Annotated in this window: 23 protein-coding genes and 1 tRNA gene; 17 read left to right on the plus strand and 7 right to left on the minus strand. The window is 51.8% G+C overall.

Translation table 11 applies throughout. From position 1 onward, the window contains the following. Positions 1 to 90: 90 nt before the first annotated feature. A complete protein-coding gene (locus CC94_RS0120350; RefSeq protein ID WP_031431950.1) occupies positions 91 to 345 on the minus strand; it encodes a DUF2829 domain-containing protein in 255 nt (84 codons plus the stop codon). Positions 346 to 487: 142 nt separating this feature from the next. Here CC94_RS0120350 and CC94_RS0120355 point away from each other — a divergent pair, with 142 nt between their 5' ends. The 10 genes from CC94_RS0120355 (at position 488) to CC94_RS0120380 (ending at position 6,325) form a co-directional block, all read left to right on the plus strand. Beyond that, entirely contained in the window at positions 488 to 1,303 is an 816-nt protein-coding gene (locus CC94_RS0120355) for an HNH endonuclease (protein ID WP_051911557.1), read from the plus strand. An 84-nt stretch (positions 1,304 to 1,387) separates the two neighbouring features. After that, a complete protein-coding gene (locus tag CC94_RS25130) occupies positions 1,388 to 1,672 on the plus strand; it encodes an excalibur calcium-binding domain-containing protein (RefSeq protein WP_005372866.1) in 285 nt (94 codons plus the stop codon). A 101-nt stretch (positions 1,673 to 1,773) separates the two neighbouring features. Continuing rightward, on the plus strand, positions 1,774 to 2,046 hold the full coding sequence (locus CC94_RS23400; RefSeq protein WP_005372867.1) for a BrnT family toxin: 273 nt from the start codon (positions 1,774 to 1,776) through the stop codon (positions 2,044 to 2,046). After that, positions 2,033 to 2,278 carry a hypothetical protein gene (locus tag CC94_RS0120360; RefSeq protein ID WP_031431952.1) on the plus strand — a complete coding sequence of 82 codons (246 nt, stop codon included), beginning with the start codon at positions 2,033 to 2,035 and terminating at the stop codon, positions 2,276 to 2,278. Before CC94_RS23400 ends, CC94_RS0120360 begins: the two co-directional genes overlap by 14 nt. Positions 2,279 to 2,660: 382 nt before the next feature. Further along, positions 2,661 to 3,269, plus strand: a complete 609-nt coding sequence (locus CC94_RS0120365) for a hypothetical protein (RefSeq protein WP_031431953.1) — start codon at positions 2,661 to 2,663, stop codon at positions 3,267 to 3,269. Positions 3,270 to 3,395: 126 nt separating this feature from the next. Continuing rightward, positions 3,396 to 3,968 (plus strand): HNH endonuclease, encoded by a 573-nt coding sequence (locus CC94_RS0120370; RefSeq protein WP_031431954.1) that lies wholly within the window; start codon positions 3,396 to 3,398, stop codon positions 3,966 to 3,968. Positions 3,969 to 4,067: 99 nt separating this feature from the next. Then, on the plus strand, positions 4,068 to 4,619 hold the full coding sequence (locus CC94_RS0120375) for a P-loop NTPase family protein (protein ID WP_215731693.1): 552 nt from the start codon (positions 4,068 to 4,070) through the stop codon (positions 4,617 to 4,619). Between the two features lie 105 nt (positions 4,620 to 4,724). Next, entirely contained in the window at positions 4,725 to 5,057 is a 333-nt protein-coding gene (locus CC94_RS23985; RefSeq protein ID WP_157203508.1) for a hypothetical protein, read from the plus strand. Between the two features lie 157 nt (positions 5,058 to 5,214). Then, positions 5,215 to 5,634: a GFA family protein gene (locus CC94_RS23405; RefSeq protein WP_084675406.1), complete on the plus strand. Its 420-nt coding sequence runs from the start codon at positions 5,215 to 5,217 to the stop codon at positions 5,632 to 5,634. Positions 5,635 to 5,716: 82 nt separating this feature from the next. After that, positions 5,717 to 6,325, plus strand: a complete 609-nt coding sequence (locus CC94_RS0120380; protein ID WP_051911558.1) for a histidine phosphatase family protein — start codon at positions 5,717 to 5,719, stop codon at positions 6,323 to 6,325. Positions 6,326 to 6,709: 384 nt separating this feature from the next. Here CC94_RS0120380 and CC94_RS24920 read toward each other — a convergent pair whose 3' ends face one another. Then, entirely contained in the window at positions 6,710 to 7,516 is an 807-nt protein-coding gene (locus tag CC94_RS24920; protein WP_084675407.1) for a Rha family transcriptional regulator, read from the minus strand. Here CC94_RS24920 and CC94_RS25590 point away from each other — a divergent pair. The 4 genes from CC94_RS25590 to CC94_RS24180 all read left to right on the plus strand — a co-directional run bounded on the left by CC94_RS25590 (position 7,469) and on the right by CC94_RS24180 (position 11,111). Next, positions 7,469 to 7,741: a BrnT family toxin gene (locus CC94_RS25590; protein WP_005372894.1), complete on the plus strand. Its 273-nt coding sequence runs from the start codon at positions 7,469 to 7,471 to the stop codon at positions 7,739 to 7,741. The genes CC94_RS24920 and CC94_RS25590 overlap by 48 nt on opposite strands. Further along, the gene (locus CC94_RS0120395) at positions 7,704 to 8,036 is read left to right on the plus strand and encodes a BrnA antitoxin family protein (protein WP_005372895.1); all 333 of its coding nucleotides are present in this window, start codon (positions 7,704 to 7,706) and stop codon (positions 8,034 to 8,036) included. The genes CC94_RS25590 and CC94_RS0120395 overlap by 38 nt, the downstream gene beginning before the upstream one ends. Positions 8,037 to 8,600: 564 nt before the next feature. Next, entirely contained in the window at positions 8,601 to 9,155 is a 555-nt protein-coding gene (locus tag CC94_RS0120400; protein WP_005372896.1) for a HEPN domain-containing protein, read from the plus strand. Positions 9,156 to 10,892: 1,737 nt separating this feature from the next. Beyond that, the gene (locus tag CC94_RS24180; RefSeq protein WP_031431957.1) at positions 10,893 to 11,111 is read left to right on the plus strand and encodes a hypothetical protein; all 219 of its coding nucleotides are present in this window, start codon (positions 10,893 to 10,895) and stop codon (positions 11,109 to 11,111) included. Between the two features lie 386 nt (positions 11,112 to 11,497). On the opposite strand, the gene CC94_RS0120410 is transcribed toward CC94_RS24180, so the two are convergent. Both CC94_RS0120410 and CC94_RS0120415 read right to left on the minus strand, forming a co-directional pair. Further along, positions 11,498 to 11,574, minus strand: a tRNA-Met gene (locus CC94_RS0120410). Between the two features lie 114 nt (positions 11,575 to 11,688). Next, a complete protein-coding gene (locus CC94_RS0120415; protein ID WP_031431958.1) occupies positions 11,689 to 12,168 on the minus strand; it encodes an SRPBCC family protein in 480 nt (159 codons plus the stop codon). A gap of 241 nt (positions 12,169 to 12,409) precedes the next feature. Here CC94_RS0120415 and rimO point away from each other — a divergent pair, with 241 nt between their 5' ends. Both rimO and CC94_RS0120425 read left to right on the plus strand, forming a co-directional pair. Beyond that, on the plus strand, positions 12,410 to 13,720 hold the full coding sequence (gene rimO, locus CC94_RS0120420; RefSeq protein ID WP_005372909.1) for a 30S ribosomal protein S12 methylthiotransferase RimO: 1,311 nt from the start codon (positions 12,410 to 12,412) through the stop codon (positions 13,718 to 13,720). 181 nt (positions 13,721 to 13,901) lie between these two features. Continuing rightward, positions 13,902 to 14,951 (plus strand): hypothetical protein, encoded by a 1,050-nt coding sequence (locus CC94_RS0120425; protein ID WP_005372910.1) that lies wholly within the window; start codon positions 13,902 to 13,904, stop codon positions 14,949 to 14,951. A gap of 67 nt (positions 14,952 to 15,018) precedes the next feature. On the opposite strand, the gene CC94_RS0120430 is transcribed toward CC94_RS0120425, so the two are convergent. The 3 genes from CC94_RS0120430 to CC94_RS0120440 are packed head-to-tail and all read right to left on the minus strand — an operon-like array spanning position 15,019 to position 16,894. Next, complete coding sequence (locus CC94_RS0120430) at positions 15,019 to 15,228, minus strand: dodecin (RefSeq protein ID WP_005372911.1); 210 nt, start codon at positions 15,226 to 15,228, stop codon at positions 15,019 to 15,021. After that, positions 15,225 to 15,905, minus strand: coding sequence for an N-acetylmuramate alpha-1-phosphate uridylyltransferase MurU (murU, locus tag CC94_RS0120435; RefSeq protein ID WP_005372912.1), 681 nt, complete (start codon positions 15,903 to 15,905; stop codon positions 15,225 to 15,227). Before murU ends, CC94_RS0120430 begins: the two co-directional genes overlap by 4 nt. Continuing rightward, positions 15,902 to 16,894 (minus strand): aminoglycoside phosphotransferase family protein, encoded by a 993-nt coding sequence (locus CC94_RS0120440; protein WP_005372913.1) that lies wholly within the window; start codon positions 16,892 to 16,894, stop codon positions 15,902 to 15,904. The genes murU and CC94_RS0120440 overlap by 4 nt, the downstream gene beginning before the upstream one ends. Before the next feature lie 107 nt (positions 16,895 to 17,001). On the opposite strand from CC94_RS0120440, the gene CC94_RS0120445 reads away from it, so the two are divergent. Further along, positions 17,002 to 19,953: an LPS-assembly protein LptD gene (locus CC94_RS0120445; RefSeq protein WP_031431959.1), complete on the plus strand. Its 2,952-nt coding sequence runs from the start codon at positions 17,002 to 17,004 to the stop codon at positions 19,951 to 19,953. Positions 19,954 to 19,957 lie beyond the last annotated feature (4 nt).

The raw sequence follows: 19,957 nt of genomic DNA on the forward strand, positions 1-19,957 counted from the left end.
CAATGAATATAAATCAGTTTTAGGGTTTTACAAGTTTTTAGGCGGACTTGTGACGCAATATTTTACGTCTGTTAGGATGCCTAATTTTAGTTAGCCGTCAACCGTCTGCCAGTCTTCGGCCAGTATATCTGCTTGGCTTGCAAGCCATCCAGGTTGGTGCGTGCCTTGCGCTGTGTACATGCAGATAACCGGGTCATAAATCCTAGTCGTGCCTTTCTCAATTCCTGCGCTTAACGGCAAATGCCGTCCCTGCTCCAAATAAATGTGCATTCCCTTTCCGTTCCAGCCTTGGCGTTGTACCATTTGACCGGCCTTTAGTGCTTCTATCGCTTGTCCAAAATTCATTTCTGTTACTCTAATAAATGCCAGGTTTTGCGAGCCACGGCTAACTCGTCATTCAACGCGACGCCCTGAAGCATCGCGGTTCTTTTCAGCGTCCAACTGGGCGCGCGTTAATTTTGCGTTATATCTCAAAGGAGCCTTCGGCGTGGCAGTAAATCAACTTGAAAGAGCAGCTCGTGCTTGGCCTATCCTTACGAGCCGTGCGGAGAAGAGAACCACCATTACCTATGGAGAACTTGGCCAAGCCTTGGGCGTCCATCATCGGGCAATTCGCTACGTTCTTGGGGTGATTCAAGATTATTGTCTGGAAGAAAAGCTTCCTCCGCTTACCATTCTTATTGTCAATGCTTCGGGAAAACCTGGAAGCGGATTTATAGCTTTCGATTTAAATAACTTCGAGGAAGGGCTAGAAAAGGTCTTCGATTTTGATTGGGGAGCTATGGAAAATCCATTCGGCTTTTCAGCATCAGGTGATTCATATAAGTCAATCGTTAAGGCTCTTACCCACGATCCGACGTCCGCTCAGGATATTTATACAATGGTTAAATCTCGGGGTATCAAACAGATTATTTTTCGAGATGCGTTGCTGAAGGCGTATTCACATCGTTGTGCATTCACTGAGATAGAATTCCCAGAAGTTTTAGAAGCCTGTCATATCATTCCGTGGTCTCAAGCGTCTCCTGCGGAAAGGCTGGATGTAAGAAATGGTCTGTTATTGAACAACTTCCATCATAAACTCTTCGATACCGGCTACATCACGCTGACATCCGACCACAGAATTGTGTACTACGACCCTCTTGGGGAAGAACGAAACTACTCGGAGCTTGAGAGCGGGCTTACTTTGAAACTACACGGAAAGTCTATGCACGTTCCTCACCGACTTGCGCTTAGGCCGGATGCTAATTTCATTGCAAGACATCATGAAATCGCAGGCTGGGAAGCTGAAGAGCTTGAGATATAACAAAACGCTCAAGCCGACCCGCTTCCGCTACGCTCCAGCGGTCGGCTTAGCTTTACGTTAGGCAAATAACGACCAGGGCGGCGCATGAATAGAATTATCGTAATACTCATTATTTTAGGGTTGGGTTGGTATGGCAACCAAAAGTACCGAACCCACCAACAAAAACTGCTCTCTGATACATCGGAAAATGTTGCCCGCCCAGAATCTGATTTCTCATCAAACAGTGTTCAGTTCACGTGTGACGGTAGAACCCATTGCTCTCAAATGACTTCATGCGAGGAAGCAACGTTTTTTATAAATAACTGCCCAGGCACTAAAATGGATGGTAACCACGATGGCATTCCCTGCGAACGACAATGGTGCCAATAATTCTTACATCGTGCTAGGCCGGAGTGCGGTTATAATGCGCTTTTAGTTTTCCGTGTCGTGCATGGGTAGTTTTATGTTAGGATTTCGAGAAGTGATTAGCAATGGACTTTGAATGGGATCCGAAAAAAGCCACTGCGAACCGGCGAAAACATGGCGTTACCTTTGAAGAAGCAACCAGTGCTTTGCGCGATGTATTTTCGGCTACAGCCCACGACCCTGACCACTCGGATAGTGAGGAGCGATTCGTAACATTTGGTATTTCCTCTCAGGGAAGGTTACTTGCGGTATCGCATACTGACAGAGGGGATGCAATTCGAATTATATCGGCAAGATTAGCAACGAATGCTGAGAGGCAAATTTATGAAGAAGGTTAAATCAGAAATGACAGATGAGCTTCGGCCAGAATATAAACGGTCGGATTTCGGTGAGATTGTACGCGGTAAATACGCAAACCGGATCAAAGCAGAAACGAACGTGGTACTTCTTGATCCTGATATTGCAGAAGCTTTTCCTAATGATGAAGCGGTAAACAAAGCGCTTCGGTATTTGCTGGAAGTGGCGAAAACATCAACCAGCCTAACTCAGCGCTCCAGCGGACTTCGCTAACGCTACGCCGCTGAGCTTTGCGTTATGCGTCACCGAGTACGCGGTTAATTTGCCGCGCTAGGCTATGCGCCTCGCTTATGCGCGAGTACACATCGCTCAAAAAGTGCGCATTGCTTTCGTACTTACACAATGACGGCAGGCTAAGTTTACCTGCCAGCTTGTTTAGTATCGCCCTGTCTGCATCGTTTAATTTCTCATACCACATAACTACCTCTAAATAGGTTACGCATAACAAGTCGGTCAAGCAGACCCGCGCCAGTTGGCGCTAACAAAGTCTGTTGTGGGTTAAGGTTCAGTGTTCTTTTTTATTCCGATGAGCGCGGGCTGTTTACCGTGGCGTTAGGCCTCACTCGTTGACCGAGGTAAATAGGATAAATACAGAATGTTTGAAATAGATCATCTTATGATTGAAGTCGGAGACCCTTTGAAAGTTGCTAATAATGTAGCGCAACGGCTAGGTTTGCCTTTTGCATGGCCTTTAATGAAAAAAGATGAGTACACCAGCATTGGCGTGAATTTTGGTGATATCAATATCGAATTCATAAATTTTAGAGTCAGATTTGGAATTGAAGGTACGGCATTCAGAGGTTTCAGTGGTATTGCATTTAAGGCCGCGGATTCTCTAGAAGAGTCCATAAAGAGACTGAACGCTTCTGAAATAAGTTATCGGATCGGAGAGGAATGCCAAGCCCACACAACTCTTCCTATCGAAGAACACCAGGTGTTTCCCACGGTTTTTCTTGTTAAATATCACTTTGATACTAGCGGCTGGATTGAACGTCTTAAAAATGAATTTGCCGAGTGTTCTGGTGGAAAATTTCATATCGGACGTTTTAAATCCCTCTCCATTAAACAAAGAACTCCAGCCAATTTGACAGATGAGTTTCAGATTAGCGTCGGTGATAAGAACCAAATTTTCTTTGAATCGCGCACTGGTGAAAATGCTGTTATTTCTGATTTGATTGACAATTTGGAGATAGTAATTGCCTAACACAACGGTCAAAGGGACGCGCCGTCCGTTGGCGGTTTTGAAGGCTTCCTTTTTATCGGGTTCAATGGCTTCGTTTAGCTTCCTTCAGCGGCGCGCCCCTTACCTTTACGTTAGAGCGCAACCCCTATGGAATATTTGTCACTGTTCCGAATGCCAACCCCGATGAAGATCACGGGGCGTTCTTCAAGTATTACGAACGCATTCATCAATTCAATAATTCCGGTCGTGCTGCCCAGCGCGGAAGAAGTAAGGCTGGCCTTGGAAATACTCGGAATGACCCCCGAAACATTCCAATGCGCATACTGTGGCAGCGTTGCTTCGGAATGGGATCACCTCCGCCCGCTCGTCAAAGACAAAAAGCCAACTGGGTACATCTCAGAAATCCACAACCTCGTACCATCCTGCGGAAAGTGCAATCAGTCAAAGGGCAACAAGGAATGGAAAACCTGGATGCTCAGCACCGCGAAACTATCACCCACAGCACGCGGCATTAAAGACATCCCAGAACGAGTCAAGCGGCTTGAGGCTTACGAGAATTCGAAGGCTCCAACAAAAATGGATTTTGCCGCCATTGTTGGCAGCGATGTGTGGGCACAGCACCAAAGCAATCTTGAGCGAGTGCAGTCACTCATGCGTGAGTCGCAGGCGCTTGCCACAAAAATCAATACTGAGGTCGCCAATGCATACAAAGCGCTCTAACCCGGCGCTCAACCTCGCTCCCTTCGGTCGCTGGACGCTGCGCGATAAAGCCACGCAGCGCCGGTTAGCTCTACGTTGGGCGTCATGGAGAGCAGATCAGTGAGCAGAGTATTTGAGATGAGGCGAGTCGCAGTTTTCGGCAACGCTGGCGGCGGTAAATCAACGCTAGCTCGGCAACTGGCCAGCATTACCCGTTTGCCGCTGCACTCACTCGACACCATTAAATACCGGCCTGGCGGCGTGGAGGTGCCTCACAACGAGTACCTTCAGATCCATTCCGAACTCATGCGCGGAGACGAGTGGATCATTGACGGGTTCGGCTGCGTGCCGTCAGCCTGGGAACGTTTCTCGGCTGCTGACACGTTGATCTACGTCGATCTACCGCTATTCACGCATTATGTCTGGGTGACAAAGCGTCTCGTAAAGGGCTTAATCGTCACGCCCGAGGGGTGGCCTGAGAACAGTCCAATATGGCGCGGCACATTGAACAGCTATCGCGTACTTCGGCTCTGTCATGAGAAATTGACACCCAAGTACCGGCAGTTGGTTGCAGAGCAGGCCCGTCACAAGCGAGTGCATCACTTGAGATCGACCAGCGCTATAAAGGCTTTTGTCGGAGCTGTTACTAATGAGTATTCGGGCATTCGCTGAGGCGACGCCCAACAACACCATCAACGCGGACAGTGAAAAGCGGCGCGAAAAGCTTGCGCCGCTTTTCACTGCCGGTTATGGCGAACGTTAGGCGTGGGGAGCTAAATGTCATCGGAAGCTATCTTCGGAGTTATTATTGCTGGCGTCATTGTCTTGTCCTTTGTGAGCAAGCTCCTACCAAAGCGTCAACCCAAGGAGAAAAGCTTTAAGTGCGCACGTTGCGGTGTAGTTTCACGTCATACCGAACGCACCATCGAGGCATGGCGTAACAACAAAACCAAATTTTTCTGCCCAGCGTGCCATGCCAAGTGGCTTCAATCTAGGCCGCCTCAGTTTTCTCGCCGCAACGCCGGCTCCGGTTCAGGCTGTCTCGGTATCGTTGTGTTTTTTGCGTTTATTCCGCTGGCTGGCTATCTTTTGGTGCGAGCCTATGCCTAACAAGGCGGTCAAAGGGACGCGCCGCCCGTTGACGATTTTGAAGGTTTACTTTTTAATCGGGTTCGGCGGCTTCGCTCGGCTTCCTTCAGCGGCGCGCCCCTTACCTCCACGTTAGGCATTAAATGTTACGTCAAGAAATTCTATGTAAGAGGCAACAATGAATAGAAAAGCAAAGTGTTCGTGCGGTGAAATACATATAGAGCTTGCTGGCGATCCGAAAATGGTGGTTGCGTGCAGTTGTTTAAATTGCCAAAAGCGAACAGGCTCCGTTTTTGGAGTAGGAGCGTATTTTGGAAACGATCAAATAGTATCAAAAGTTGGTGATCCCAAGTTGTTCGTTGACACAAGCAACGAAGGAAGAAAACTCAATCGTTTATTTTGCTCTAATTGTGGTACTACTGTGCATTGGGAAGCTGAATTTATGCCAAATGCAGTTGGGGTGGCCGTAGGGTGCTTTGAAGATCCAAATTTCCCCGAGCCTGTAGCGGCTGCATGGAATAGATCAAAACATAAATGGGTTAATTTTCCTGAAAACTGGCCAAAGTCAGATACTCAGGGATTTAAGAAAAATGCCTAACAAATAGCTCCGGCTGACCATTTGCCGCGGTACTTTTTTTGGGGTCGCTTCGCTATTATCCCCAAAAAAAGCACCGCGGCAAATGGCAGCTGAGCATGGCGTTATGCTTCAAATGGAGAAGCCTGTGAAAATTATTCTTGTTAGACATGGCGAGCCTGATCTTCCGTTTTGGAGGAACGTGAAAGCCAGCGAATTCCAGCAATGGATTAAATTCTATAACTCTGCGGGAATAAAAAAAGAAAACCTGCCACCCAAAGAAGTATGTGAGGTTGTTTCTGATTGCTCTACCGTTGTATGTAGCGATCTACCAAGATCGATTGAGTCAGCAAAAGCGTTGGGAGTTACGACGGTTAATTACATAGACCCCATATTTAGGGAAATGGGTTTGCCTTATGTAGACTGGAATTTTCCAAAGCTCTCGCCAACCATCTGGGCCACACTGTTCAGGCTGCTTTGGTTTGCGGGTTTTTCCCGCAATAGCGAGTCCTTAAAATCCGGCAAACTTAGGGCAACCGGCGCCGCCGAAAAGCTTAAAGATTTTGCCCATGAGCATGGCTCAGTAACTTTTGTTGGTCATGGCATGATTAACCGTTTTCTTGCAAACGAGTTATTGTCCAGCGGGTGGCGAGGGCCACTAAATCCGGGCAAGAGATATTGGGAGTTTGGCGTATATGAGTACATCAATGCATAACATGGCGCTCAAGCCGACCCGCTTCCGCTACGCTCCAGCGGTCGGCTTAGCTCTACGTTAGGCCCCGCCACCGAAGCAGCGGGGCCGGTTGTTAATCTCGTCCGTACCACGGCATTCCTGTTTCGTTCTCAAGTACATTAATTGAGCTTAAGGCTTTCTTTTGCGCTATATCAAGATAGGCAAGGCATGATGTCAACTGCCATAAAGTATCGCGGTGGACGATGACCAGTTGGCTATCGGGCAGGTCGATATGCTGGACGAACTCCACCAGCTTTTGGCCTTCGAGGTCTTTACCCCATTTCCGTATCGCTTCGCGCAGTTGTTCCTTAATTTTGTCGTATTGGCGCAGGCTCAGCGTGTGGGCGCGGCGTTCGATGGCGTATTCTACTTCTGGATGAACTGGTCAGTGGGCAGAAGCGGTTTAGTTCCCTCTGTGGCCTTGCCTTGCAGTTGGCTTTCCATGCGCTCGAATTCATCGGCGAAGGCGATTTGATGTTGCACGGCTTTCATGCTGGTGAATTTCCCGACGACAAAATGAAAGCCTTTCTTGGTCATGCGGATGACCGGGGATTTTATAGGCGCGCCGCCGCTAGGGTTTGGCCGTTCAATGACCGTCTCGCCGAAATTGGCGAGACGCCACTCATCGGGTACTTCTCCCATGCGCTGGCGAACGACTGCAAGCACTTTCGCATGTTGCTTGCCGTAAACGTCGGCAATGTCTTGGGTGGTTGTGGTCGGTTGGCCGTCGATAACGACGATATGGCCGGAAACTTCGGTATTGGATTGCGCGACGGGCACGTCTTTGGTGTTCATGGTTAACTCCTTTGCTGCGGTTAAACCACCGCACGGAGCGACCAAGCAACGGGCGGCGGATGACGTACAGGGTTGGTCGACCGGGCAAAGGGTCCGGCAAGCCTTACGGCTTCCCCATACGCCACCCGCCATAAAACGAGAGGCAATAAAAAAGCCACACGACTTGCGGCGCATAGCTTTTGCGCCTTTGCTGCACGGGCGACCAAACCCGCCTGCCCAATGTGGGGCAGCGGGAGAAGCATAAGCCCGATGGGCGATAATGTCAACAGCCAGCAAATTGTAGATATAAATTAATTGACTTTCTATAAATTTGTATATACAATTTGATTTATGATCACTTACGACGAAACCAAACGCCTTGCCAACCTGCAAAACCATCAAATTGATTTTGTGGGTTGCGAAGCGATTTTCGATGGTTTTACCTTGACCCGCGAAGACCGGCGCACCGCCTACGGCGAACTGCGCTTTCAAACCTTGGGCGTTTGGAATGGCGTGGTGGTTTTTATCGTCCATACGCCACGCGGCGATGACGACCATATCATCTCCATCAGAAAGGCAGAAAAGCATGAAGAACGTATCTACTGGCAAGCCAGAAACCGTTAATCTGACCGACTGGGACGCGGTATCGGCACAGACGGACGCGGACATTACCCACGACAGCGACAGCCCGGCAACCGTGCCCGATGATTGGGCGGCTGCGTTTGTGTGCCATAACGCCGGCGAATTGCACGCGGAAACCACGCGACGCAAACGCGGCGCCAACAAACGCCCCACCAAGGAACAAGTGGCAATTCGCTTCGACGCCGACGTGTTGGCCGCGTTCCGCGCCACTGGACGCGGCTGGCAAACGCGCATGAACGAGGCGCTGAAAGAGTGGCTGCGCGAGCACGCGACGTAATTCTGTTGTGTCGTCGCTGTCAATATCATGTTGTTTCCAAGCCTAACAGTGCGCTCAACCGGAGCGCGGTTATAATGCGGTTTTGTTTATTCAGCTTCCGGGCCGCGCCCGGTTAGCTCTGCGTTAGACGGCGGCAAAATCAAAGGACTTGGTTAGACGGCGGCAAAATCAAAGGACTTGAGCTGCTCCTTCCGGGAACGGAAAGGTCGTCCCGCTTACCACGGCATTTCTTATCCGTTCGGCCTGATCCGTTTGCGTCACGCCGGCGTCTTTAAGGTCTCGGCGGGTCCCCCATGCACAAGCCACTTTTAGGCCATTAGCTTTAACAATGGCGCGACGCAAGCCGTAGCGGGGCTTTCCAGATAACAAGGACTTTCTGCTTGCGCAGGCATTCGTTTTTTCCTTGGCTTCGCCCTGGGGTTGTCTTACAATCGGTCTAACCCGGCGGTCAAAGGGACGCGCCGTCCGCGGGCGGTTTTGCAGGTTTGTGTTTGAATCGGGTTCGGCGGCTTCGTTTAAGGCTTGTCCACGGCGCGCCCCTTACCTTTGCGTTAGATTTTGCGGATGAACTCACAAGCGCTCGAAACATTCAAGCACGCGATTCAGGACTCCACTGATCTCCTGAAGCACTTTGATGCCCTCAACACCAAGCCGCCACCGCCGGACATTGAAGTCCTGAAGCGCGCCAGTCTAGTGATGGCTCTCGCTGCCCTTGAAACCTACTTTGAAGATCGAATTTTCGAGGCGGTGAATGCAATCTGCGCCAAAGGCAATGCAGATGATCCCATCCAAAATTTCTACCTCAATTCGCTAGAAATTGACCTCAAGTCATTCCACAGTCCAAGCACTGACAGGGTTCGCCAGATATTCCAGAAGTATCTCTCACTCGACGTTTCAGATGCATGGAACTGGAACAATTGCGACCCAGCCAAGGCCAAAGCGGAGCTGAACCGGTTAGTCAAAAAGCGGGGAGACATTGCACACCGCTCTCTGCGTCCAACGAACGGTGAGGCCCAGCCAAAACAACACGCGGTGACTCGTGATGATCTACGCAAGCACATCCACTTCATCACTCAAATTGCCAGTACTACCGATAGTTTTCTGGCCGCGAAAATCTAACACGTCGTTCAACCGGACACGTTACAGCGGGCTTTGCTCCAGCGGCTTCGCTATTTTCGCCTCCGCAAAGCCCGCTGTAACGCGCCGGTTAACTCAGCGTTAGGCGTGGGGAGCTAAATGTCATCGGAAGCTATCTTCGGAGTTATTATTGCTGGCGTCATTGTCTTGTCCTTTGTGAGCAAGCTCCTACCAAAGCGTCAACCCAAGGAGAAAAGCTTTAAGTGCGCACGTTGCGGTGTAGTCAGGTGGCAATCTTGCTTCGCTATTGCGACAATCTAACCCGGTAAGGCGGATTCGCCGATAAACAATCCGCCATAGCTTTGAAGCATGTTGGCGTTTTGCTATCGCGAAAACGCCCTACCGCCCTACAGCTCTCCGACTTCCTTCAGACAAGACCTCGCGGTCTTGCCTTTGTCTTCGGCTAGTCGTTATAATCACTAACAGGATTAATTTCGAATTCTCCGGCAGGGGACTTGCGCCCATAGGCGCTAACTTAAAAATTGACCTATTCCAATAAAAGTCATTAATTTTCAATATGTTGAAGCTCTTTGAGCGGCAAATCAAAGTAAAACTTTAAAGTGAAATTCCTTTTATTTTCAATATTTTATATTTTAGGTTAGCCGGGTAGGTCGGGCAACAGCTTCATCGTTGCCCGACGTCAGGTGGCAATCTTGCTTCGCTATTGCGACAATCTAACCCGGTAAGGCGGATTCGCCGATAAACAATCCGCCATAGCTTTGAAGCATGTTGGCGTTTTGCTATCGCGAAAACGCCCTACCGCCCTACAGCTCTCCGACTTCCTTCAGACAAGACCTCGCGGTCTTGCCTTTGTCTTCGGCTAGTCGTTATAATCACTAACAGGATTAATTTCGAATTCTCCGGCAGGGGACTTGCGCCCATAGGCGCTAACTTAAAAATTGACCTATTCCAATAAAAGTCATTAATTTTCAATATGTTGAAGCTCTTTGAGCGGCAAATCAAAGTAAAACTTTAAAGTGAAATTCCTTTTATTTTCAATATTTTATATTTTAGGTTAGCGCCTATGAGACTTACACCTCATAAGTTCATGCCCATGCTGGGCATACACAAGGTGCTCAAGCCGACCGCTTCCGCTACGCTCCAGCGATCGGCTTAGCTCTACGTTAGATTTCACATGATACCGGCAGGAAGTACAGAATCATTGGAGGAACCTTGAAGCGAATTACTGAATCGTGGGAACAACAACGCCAGCGAGAAATCGAGGAGTTCTCGAAGCATTGGAGCTGGGAGCGAGTTTTCCGCGCTTGGACTGACCGCCTAAACGATTTCAGCATTGTCGTTGATCCGTTGTTCTTGTCAATCCAAGTACACGATCCTGCAAGTCCCACCGAGAGACCTTCTGCACTATCTTGGTGGCCTACAGACTCCATACGGAGCTTGCACCAGGATTGTCAGAGACATTTTGATCGATGGCCCGGAACATCAGGGCCGATACATCCGCCAAGTTATTATACGAGGCAGGGTGAGCTTGATACGCTTGACTACCTGTGGGAGAGCAAGGACGACATTGAAACCACAGCCGCAATACTGTTTGCGGCTTCCCTTTTCTCCCGCCTCGAGAATAAACGTAGGCGATACCCAGATAACTGGCCAAAGTTCTCCTGCGCGCAGATCCTTGTATGTTGGGCATATGGTAGGTGGCACAGCGCGGGGCCGCATAGAACATGGCATTCCTCATGTACTGACGTCCTTCCGTACATGAGCGATGACTGGATATATAAGATCGACACGATGGATGCACTGGTTCGCTATCTTGCGGAGGAGCATGCATCACTGCTGCTCCGGTACCGCCCAGTAGTGATTGAGTATGTATCCGAGCCGGATCCGTTCGTTGCGAAAAGCCTTCGAGAGGAATACGAGATCGAAAGGCAGCGACAGGCTGAGTGGCGCGAAAGACGGGAGAAGGAGAACCCGTAAGGCGGATTCGCCGCTAGGCAATCCGCCATAGCTTTAAAGAGTGTTGGCGTTTTGCTATCGCGAAAAAACCCTACAGCTATAACTCAGGAGAAAAAGCCATAGACAAAAGAAAGCGCGTTAGTCGCGTGTAGGGATGCAATCAGGATGCGAGTACTAATCCCAAGTGAGGTTGATATTCACACCATACTAGGCACATTTTTTTACAAGGCACCAACTACGCATAATGTCGTGCTCCGAATGGATTTCGATGCAAAGAACGCGCCGGGCGTAGAAAGTCCTTATACCGCAACACGTCATTTTGCACCGCGTTACAGTTACATGAAGGTTACACAAAACCACCAAGCATAAAAAAAGGACTTGTGTTTCTCACAAGTCCTTGATTTATTTGGTAGCGGGGGCCGGATTTGAACCGACGACCTTCGGGTTATGAGCCCGACGAGCTACCAAGCTGCTCCACCCCGCGATTGATCCTGTGTATTATAAGGATATTTGAAAATATTGCAAGTAAAAGTTTGCACTTTCAGCTCGATATTTATTTAAAGCTTAAAACTTAAGAGCCGCAGTGCTTGCCGATAGTTCATAAAGATAATTCCGAACGCCCAGTTAAATGGCGGATCAGGCCCGCTTCCCCGTTTTTCATCACACGCCGATGATTCCATACAAATACCGGCCTGGCGACTCCCGCCAACAGCTTCATCCATGATTTGGCGAGCGAGACGTTCCAGATAAAGATCAGCTCGGTCGCCGCCTCGTTCTCCCGATAGGTCAGCGAGCAATCGCCGATGCCGATCAGGTCGCCGGTGACTTCGACAGTGATCGCACGGTAAGGATGCAGTTGAGTGACCCGCAATTCGAACGCCAGATCGTAAGGCAAACAGGTCCGCCAGAGATACCGCCTGACATTGTCGATACCCAATGAATTACCCGGCGCCGTCTCGTCCACCATCGCCACATAATCCCACCAGCCCGGCCAATTCTCGGTTGCAACCAGAGGCGCCCACACCCTTTCGACCGGGGCGGGAATCAACCAGCGCGTCGTGAGCGAAAAATCGGACATTCGCACGCTTATCAGCTCCAAATTTTTTGTAAGTTGGACGATTATAACTTTCCGAAAATTCCTGCGCCCCAAACGCCGATACGCTATTGCAAGCATATAATACTGAGAAAGGGAGTCATGCGCCGCATGTCGAAGCGTGTATTTATTTTTTACAAAAAATTTATAAAAAACAAACTTTTCAATTTTTAATCCCGTCCACACTCATATAAACTACGCAGGTTTTTATACTCACGAGAAAAGAATGACTGCTCCGAATATTGGATTTATCAGCCTGGGCTGTCCGAAAGCGCTGGTCGACAGCGAGCGGATTCTGACCAAGCTGCGATCCGAAGGCTATACCATTTCGCCCACTTATAAAGACGCCGACCTAGTCGTCGTCAATACCTGCGGCTTTATCGATGCCGCAGTCGAGGAATCGCTGGACAGCATCGGCGAAGCGATCGCGCAAAACGGCCGGGTGATCGTGACCGGCTGCCTCGGCGCCCGGGAAGGCGAAATTCGCGCCAGACACCCCGAAGTTTTGAAAGTGACCGGCACGCATGCGCTGGAAGAAGTGATCGCCTCGGTGCACGAGCATTTGCCGCCACCGCACGATCCGTTTACCAGCCTAGTGCCGCCGCAAGGCATCAAACTGACGCCCCGGCACTATGCCTATCTGAAGATTTCGGAAGGCTGCAATCATCGCTGCACCTTCTGCATCATCCCGTCGATGCGCGGCGACCTGGTCAGCCGACCGGTCGACGAGGTGTTGCGCGAAGCCGAACGCCTAGCCCTGGCGGGCGTAAAGGAATTGCTGATCGTCTCGCAGGATACCAGCGCCTACGGACTGGATTTGAAATACCGGCCGTTCGACTGGAAAGGCCGGCAGGTGCGCACCCGTTTCTACGAACTGGCCGAAGCGCTCGGCGAACTGGGCATCTGGATACGGATGCATTATGTCTATCCCTATCCGCATGTCGATGAAGTGATCCCGCTGATGGCCGAAGGCAAAATCCTGCCCTACCTGGACATTCCGTTCCAGCATGCGAACAGCCGGATCCTGAAACTGATGAAGCGCCCGGCAGCCAGCCAGAACAATCTGGAACGGATCAGGGCCTGGCGCGAAATCTGCCCGGACATTACTCTACGCAGCACGTTTATCGTCGGCTTTCCGGGCGAAACCGAGGAAGAATTCGAGGAACTGCTGCAATTCTTGACCGACGCCCAGCTCGACCGGATCGGCTGCTTCGCTTATTCGCCGGTCAAGGGCGCAGCCGCAAACGATTTGCCGAACGCGGTGCCGGAAGCGGTCAAGGAAGAACGCCTGGCGCGATTCATGGCGCATCAAGCGGAGATCAGCGCCGCCCGCCTGCAACGGCGGATCGGACGGGTGGAAACCGTGCTGGTCGAGGAAGTGGTCGAAGAAGGCGCGGTCGCCCGCAGCAAGACGGACGCACCGGAAATCGACGGCCAAGTCTATATCGACGGCGCCACGCATCTCAAGGTCGGCGATTTGGTGCAGGTCGAACTGGAAGAAGCGGACGATTACGATTTATGGGGCCGGCTGATATGAAGTAATCCGCCTGACGCCAGGCGGACTCAGTACTCGAAAAAGCGCAGAGACGGCAGACTCTCCTTTCCTCTCATGGAGGATCGGCCGGTTGCCGCCTGCCGTCCACGATGCATTCGAGAGAATTTAATGCTGTAGCTTAATTAAGGAATTCAATCAATAAACTTTATGCGGGGACCGATCCATGTCTGCTCAAGCCGTTTCTTCTTCACAAAATTATTCACCATCGATCCGGATGGCCGTGTCCTTCCGGCTAATCCTGGCACTTTATCTGATCATTCCACTCTGCGTATTGCTCCAGTTATTCGACGGCTGGTTCTGGCATAATTTTCTGAAAGAAAATCTGCCCAGCAATACCGGGCATTTCCTGCTGTATCAGATTTTATTCGGCACGCCGCATATCCTCGCCAGCGCGATTTTATTATGCAGCCACGGTGATTATTTCAAACTTTACAAGCCCCGCCTCTTCCGGATGACGCTCGCGCTAGCGGTCGTTTTCGGCATCGGCAGCCTCTACCTGCCTTACTACGCGCTTTACGCCGGTGTCGCGGCCTGGACGGTGCTGCATGTACTGAAGCAGCAGCACGGGCTGGCGCGCGGAGTGTGCAGGCTGCCTTCGCCGCACTTCAATCTCCTGCTCGGCTTGAGCGTCACGGCGGGCCTTCTGATTTATATCGGTATTTTTTTGAATGCACGACTGACGCCGGATCAGGTCGAATGGATCAAGCTGGCCGCCGGCAATCTGTGCGTGCTGCTCGCTCTCGTCACCTGGTATAGCCAACGCTTTGCCGCATCCGCCTTCGGCAAATGGTTTTTGTGGTCGAACACTTTACTGGTACTGAACAGCTATTATCTGTTCGTCCAGCAATATTATTTCCTGGCAATTCTCGGCCCCCGACTGGTACATGATACGACCGCTTACTTCTTTTATGTGACCCACGACTACAATCGCCACCATAAACAGCCGCAGAACTGGCTCTACCGTCAGGCCAAAAGCTGGCATGTGCATTGTTTCCTCGTCCTGCCCGCCCTCTCGTTCGGGCTTGCCTTCGCGCTGCAGGCCTACGGCGACCAGCTGGTCAACCTGATCACCGAGCACTGGTTCGGCGTCGAGATTCGCAAAGCCGTTACTTTGGGTTTACTCGGTTATTTCGGACTGATGCACTATTACACCGAATCGTTCACCTGGAAGCAGGATTCGCCGTACCGGCGTTATATCGCGTTCGGCAAGTGAACGCCCGGCTTGTCGCCATACAGGAGAAATCTGCCAGGTTTTAAAAACCTGGCAGGTCTTTCGCGGCTTACTCGATCAGCGAAAAACCGACTTTGATCGTAACCTGCCAGTGCGCGATTTTGCCGTTTTCGATATGCCCGCGCGTTTCGACCACTTCGAACCAGCGCATGTTCTGGATCGTTTGCGAAGCGCGGGCAATCGCGTTCTCGATCGCCTCCTGCAGGCCGGCCGTCGATGAACCGGTCAATTCGATTTTTTTATAGACATGGTCGCTCATGGGAATACTCCTGTTTGAAAATAATAACTATCGAGAGTCTGTAGCCGCTCGGGAGTTCCGACATCCATCCAGAACCCGCCATATTTCCGCCCCGACACCCGCTGCCGGGAAATCGCCCGGCGCAACAGCGGACCGAGCTTGCTGGCGCCCGGCGGCACATGCTCGAACAAAGCGGGATGATAAATGCCGATTCCGCTGAAAGTAAACGGTTCCTCGCCGTCTTCCACAACCCTGCCCTGCCCGTCCAGGCCGAAGTCGCCCCTGGGATGATGCGCGGGGTTGTCGACCAGAACCAAATGCGCCAGATCGACCGGCACGGCATGCAGCATGTCGAACGGAAAATCGGTCGCGATGTCGCCGTTCACAACCAGGAACGGTTCATTCCCCAGCAGCGGCAATGCATTGACGATGCCGCCGGCGGTTTCGAGCGCCTGCTCGCCTTCGGGAGAATAACGGATGCTTGCGCCGTAGCGCTCCCCGTCGCCGAGCGCCGCTTCGATCTGTTCTCCGAGATGCGCGTGATTGATCACGATCTCGGTAAATCCGGCCTCGACCAATCGGCCGAGCGTATGTTCGATCAGCGCTTTTCCGGCCACCTTCAAGAGCGGCTTCGGCGTGCGGTCGGTCAGGGGGCGCATGCGCTCGCCCCGGCCCGCGGCCAAAATCATCGCCTTCATGCGGCCGTCTCCTGCAAGGGCAAAACCTGCGTCCGCAAAAAATCGCCGAATTCGGCAAATTCCGGATAAGCATCGGCCTGCGCCAATACATAATTCAGCGTCCGCGGGATGTCTTTCAAATAGCCCGGCTTGCCGTCGCGCAGATTCAAGCGCGCAAAGATACCGATCGCTTTCAAATGGCGCTGCATGCCCATCCAGTCGAACCAGCGCCGGAACCGCTCAAGGCTGCAATCGATCAGCCGGGCGCCGAGCAAGCGCCGGTAGTAGCCGCTCATCCAGTCATCGACCCGTCGCTCGGGCCAGGCGACATAGCAATCCCTGAGCAGCGACACCAGATCGTAAGTGACCGGCCCGACTACCGCATCCTGAAAGTCCAGTACGCCGGGCGAATCCGCCTCCAGTATCATCAGATTGCGCGAATGGTAATCGCGGTGCACGCAGATGCGCGGCTGCTCCAGCGCCGAGGCGATCAGCTTTTCGTGCAGAGATTCGCGCACTTTCGCCGGCATCTCGACATCGAGCCACCGCCCCAGAAACCACTCGTCGAAGATGCCCAGCTCGCGGGCCAGCAGCGCGTGATCGTAAACCGGCAGGCCGCAGGCCGAAATCGACGTTCCCGTCTGCAGCCGGAACAGAGCGTCCAGCGCCTCCCGGTACAGCCATTCGGCGCTCTCCGGGCTTACCCGGCTCAGAAAATCGTGGCTCCCGAAATCTTCGAGCAGCAGAAAACCGTCTTCCGGATTTTGTGCGAAGATTTCCGGCACATGGACACCGGCCCCTTTGAGCAGACGGTTGACTTTGATGAATGCCGCCACGTTTTCCCTCTCGGGCGGCGCATCCATCACGACGAACCGGCCTTCCGGCCCTTCGACCCTGAAGTAGCGCCGGAAGCTGGCATCGCTGGAGGCCGGTTCGCAACTGGCTATCGTCATCAAAAGATCATGCCGGAGCCAGTCGAGCAGGGCCATGATTCGCAAATCTTCAATCATGAGGGCCGATTAGATTAGTTTATTATGGTCAGATAAATTAAGGTAAAATGGCATTCGGCATTTTAGTCTATTTGCAAACCGTCCCGCTACCCATCTCCCGACACCGCATGCATTTTTGCTTTATCCTGTTTTTTTTCGCATTCCTGCCGACTACGGGTTTTGCGGAGGATGCCGTCTGGAATTGCCATCAGGACAAAAACAGCAAGGAATGGGTTTGTACCGGCGAAAAAGCCTCTCCCGCCGCCATTCCGGAAGAGAAAGACGAACCGTTAGCGCAACAACCCCCAGTGTCAACGACGCCCGCCGCCCAACCCGAGGTAAAAGAAACTGCGGTCAGCGAACCGGCCCCGGCCCCGGCTCCTGTTCATGAAACGGTCGCCGAAGCCGAATCTCAGCCTAAAGCAATCGCCGAAAAAAAGATTCCGGTCAAGTCGACGGTGCGCAAGGCCGTCCCCGTCAAGAAAAACCTGCAGCAGGAAGATACCCGGCAGGCCGGCTGGCATTGTAAAACCGCCGAAGGCGGCCAAGACTGGAATTGTAACCTGACCGGACCCGATCCGAAGGGGCAGCCGCATGTCGTGAGTACCGAAGCCACCGGATTCAGCATGTTGGATCCTGCGTTCGACGCCAAACAGGAGCAGATTTTTGCCAACCTGAGATCAAACCTGAAATACGACCCTTGGGCTCATTGCAGCATCGAGCCGGGTGCGGCGCCGGTATTTACGCCGCGCAGCCCTTTACGCGACGTATCGCCGCTGGATGTCAATGCCGATTACGGCGAAGTCTTCGAAAACGAAATCAGCAGTTACCGGGGCAACGTCGAAATTACTCGCGCCGACCAGCATTCGTTTTCGAACACCGCACAATACGACACCGTATCGCAAACGCTCGATCTGCAAGGCGAGGTATACTACAGCGAGGACAATCTATCGATTTACAGCAATTCCGCCAGCCTGAAACTGGCCCAGGACCAGGCGACATTGAGAAACGTAGAGTTCATCAATCCGTCCGCGCCGCTCAGAGGCCGCGCCTCGGCGGCGTACCGGGAAAGCAAGGTACTGTCGCGCTATAAAGATGTCGCCTATACGACTTGCCCGCCCGGAAATACGGACTGGGTACTGCATGCTTCCGACCTGAAATTGAACGACGCAACCGGCAAGGGCGCCGTCAAGAATGCCTGGCTCGAATTCAAGGGAACGCCGGTTTTCTATTCACCTTACCTGTCGTTTCCTGTCGACAACAGACGTTTATCGGGTTTTCTTGCGCCCACTTTCGGCAGTACACAGCTCAGCGGCTTTCACTTCTCCGCCCCTTATTACTGGAATATCGCGCCTAATTATGATGCGACTCTCAGGCCCCGCTATTTCACGAAGCGCGGCATCATGCTGGCGGGCGATTTCAGGCTTCTGACCCCCTACTCGAACAGCAAACTGGGACTGGAATTTTTACCCAACGACAAACTTCGCGACACCTCGCGTTTTCTCGGATCGCTCAAGAACACCAGCCATTTCGGCCCGTATGTCAGTTCGAACATGGACTTGAATTATGTTTCGGACAAAGAATATTTCGGCGAGCTCGGCAACGCGCTCAGCTTCCCCAATTTCAGCCATATCAGAAGCATCGCCGATCTGGGTTACCGCAATCCGGGCATAGGCGTCTCTCTGGTGGGCCGCGTCGAGAACTATCAGACAATCGACAAAACCTTGACCGGTTACAATCGCCCCTATCGGCGTCTGCCCGAGATCGATCTGAACCTTGACCATACCTTCGACTTCATGCCGCTGACTGCCAACCTGGACAGCGAATATGTAAACTTCAACCATGATGATCTGGTCAACGCTCAGCGCGTCAATGTCAAGCCGTCGATCAGCGCGCCGCTGCAAGCCGAATGGGGTTTTTTGACGCCCAAGGTTTCGGTACAGCATACCGATTATCAACTTACTGAAAAAAGCTTTGTTCCCCCGCCCAATGTCGTGCCTGCGAGTTGGTCAAACACGGTTACCCGCACTTTACCGATCTTTTCCTTAGACAGCGGGTTAACCTTCGAGAGGGAACTGGGCAAGGCCGACTCGTCCATGAAGCATACGCTTGAACCCCGGCTTTTTTATTTATATATTCCGAAAAAAGATCAAAACGACATTCCTTTATTCGATACATCGCTCTACGATATATGGTTCAGCAATCTATTCAGGGAGAACCGCTTCAGCGGTACCGATCGGATACAGGACGCGAATCAAATTACGATGGCGCTGACAACCCGGTTGATCGATTCAGAAACCGGCCTGGAAAAAATGAAATTGAATATCGGCCAAATCATTTACTTCCGGGACCGCGAAGTCACCGCACCGCTCAGAATCCGGAACTTGCCCGATTTCGTGACAATTCCGGAACAAGGGTTTCAAATGCCGGTCGAAACGGACCGCGTGTCGCCGCTGATCGCCGAACTCAGCAGCCAGTTCTCGGATCATTGGTCCGGAGAAACGGGCATTCAGTGGAACCCGGAGAACAATGACATCGTCAGAGGCAAGGCGATTTTGCATTTTATGAACAAAGCCGAGAAAATTCTGAACCTTGGCTTCCATTATCGGCGAACCGATCTGGTAGAACGCACCTTGCTTGCGAACAGCTCCATTTGGGGCCCTTCCGTACAAGCCTACAATGCAGCGCTCCCTTCCGGCACGCCTTCCTATAATCCGCTGACGGACCCAAACGTACTGCACAGTACGGACCTGGTGCAGAGCGACATCAGTTTTCGCTGGCCGTTGTTCAATGATTGGTATGCCGTCGGCCGCTGGCAATATTCCTGGCTTTATAATAAAACGCAGGAAACTTTTTTGGGCGTCGAGAAGGAAAACTGCTGCTGGCGTTTTCGTCTGATCGGCCGCCGTTACACCAATAACATCAATACGGTCAACAGCTCGGTTCAACAGCTCGCCGAAGGCACCAGTCAATCGGGTCTTTTTTTCCAGGTAGAACTCAAGGGATTGACCGGCCTAGGGGAAAGCCTCGACCAATTCTTTGAACAAAGTATTTTCGGCTATCAAAAGCCGACCCAATAATCGC

The organism is Methylomicrobium agile (assembly GCF_000733855.1).
Classification (GTDB): domain Bacteria; phylum Pseudomonadota; class Gammaproteobacteria; order Methylococcales; family Methylomonadaceae; genus Methylomicrobium; species Methylomicrobium agile.

Coding starts and splice junctions, on each gene's coding strand:
- CC94_RS0120370 (WP_031431954.1), top strand. CDS start 3,396: ATGGAATATTTGTCACTGTTCCGAATGCCAACCCCGATGAAGATCACG.
- CC94_RS24180 (WP_031431957.1), top strand. CDS start 10,893: ATGAGCGATGACTGGATATATAAGATCGACACGATGGATGCACTGGTT.
- CC94_RS0120365 (WP_031431953.1), top strand. CDS start 2,661: ATGTTTGAAATAGATCATCTTATGATTGAAGTCGGAGACCCTTTGAAA.
- murU (WP_005372912.1), bottom strand. CDS start 15,905: ATGAAGGCGATGATTTTGGCCGCGGGCCGGGGCGAGCGCATGCGCCCC.
- CC94_RS0120395 (WP_005372895.1), top strand. CDS start 7,704: ATGAAGAACGTATCTACTGGCAAGCCAGAAACCGTTAATCTGACCGAC.
- CC94_RS25590 (WP_005372894.1), top strand. CDS start 7,469: ATGATCACTTACGACGAAACCAAACGCCTTGCCAACCTGCAAAACCAT.
- CC94_RS0120380 (WP_051911558.1), top strand. CDS start 5,717: ATGGCAGCTGAGCATGGCGTTATGCTTCAAATGGAGAAGCCTGTGAAA.
- CC94_RS0120440 (WP_005372913.1), bottom strand. CDS start 16,894: ATGATTGAAGATTTGCGAATCATGGCCCTGCTCGACTGGCTCCGGCAT.
- CC94_RS23985 (WP_157203508.1), top strand. CDS start 4,725: ATGTCATCGGAAGCTATCTTCGGAGTTATTATTGCTGGCGTCATTGTC.
- CC94_RS0120425 (WP_005372910.1), top strand. CDS start 13,902: ATGTCTGCTCAAGCCGTTTCTTCTTCACAAAATTATTCACCATCGATC.
- CC94_RS24920 (WP_084675407.1), bottom strand. CDS start 7,516: ATGGTTTTGCAGGTTGGCAAGGCGTTTGGTTTCGTCGTAAGTGATCAT.
- CC94_RS0120350 (WP_031431950.1), bottom strand. CDS start 345: ATGAATTTTGGACAAGCGATAGAAGCACTAAAGGCCGGTCAAATGGTA.
- CC94_RS0120400 (WP_005372896.1), top strand. CDS start 8,601: ATGAACTCACAAGCGCTCGAAACATTCAAGCACGCGATTCAGGACTCC.
- CC94_RS0120360 (WP_031431952.1), top strand. CDS start 2,033: ATGAAGAAGGTTAAATCAGAAATGACAGATGAGCTTCGGCCAGAATAT.
- CC94_RS0120445 (WP_031431959.1), top strand. CDS start 17,002: ATGCATTTTTGCTTTATCCTGTTTTTTTTCGCATTCCTGCCGACTACG.
- CC94_RS23405 (WP_084675406.1), top strand. CDS start 5,215: ATGAATAGAAAAGCAAAGTGTTCGTGCGGTGAAATACATATAGAGCTT.
- CC94_RS0120415 (WP_031431958.1), bottom strand. CDS start 12,168: ATGTCCGATTTTTCGCTCACGACGCGCTGGTTGATTCCCGCCCCGGTC.
- rimO (WP_005372909.1), top strand. CDS start 12,410: ATGACTGCTCCGAATATTGGATTTATCAGCCTGGGCTGTCCGAAAGCG.
- CC94_RS23400 (WP_005372867.1), top strand. CDS start 1,774: ATGGACTTTGAATGGGATCCGAAAAAAGCCACTGCGAACCGGCGAAAA.
- CC94_RS25130 (WP_005372866.1), top strand. CDS start 1,388: ATGAATAGAATTATCGTAATACTCATTATTTTAGGGTTGGGTTGGTAT.
- CC94_RS0120430 (WP_005372911.1), bottom strand. CDS start 15,228: ATGAGCGACCATGTCTATAAAAAAATCGAATTGACCGGTTCATCGACG.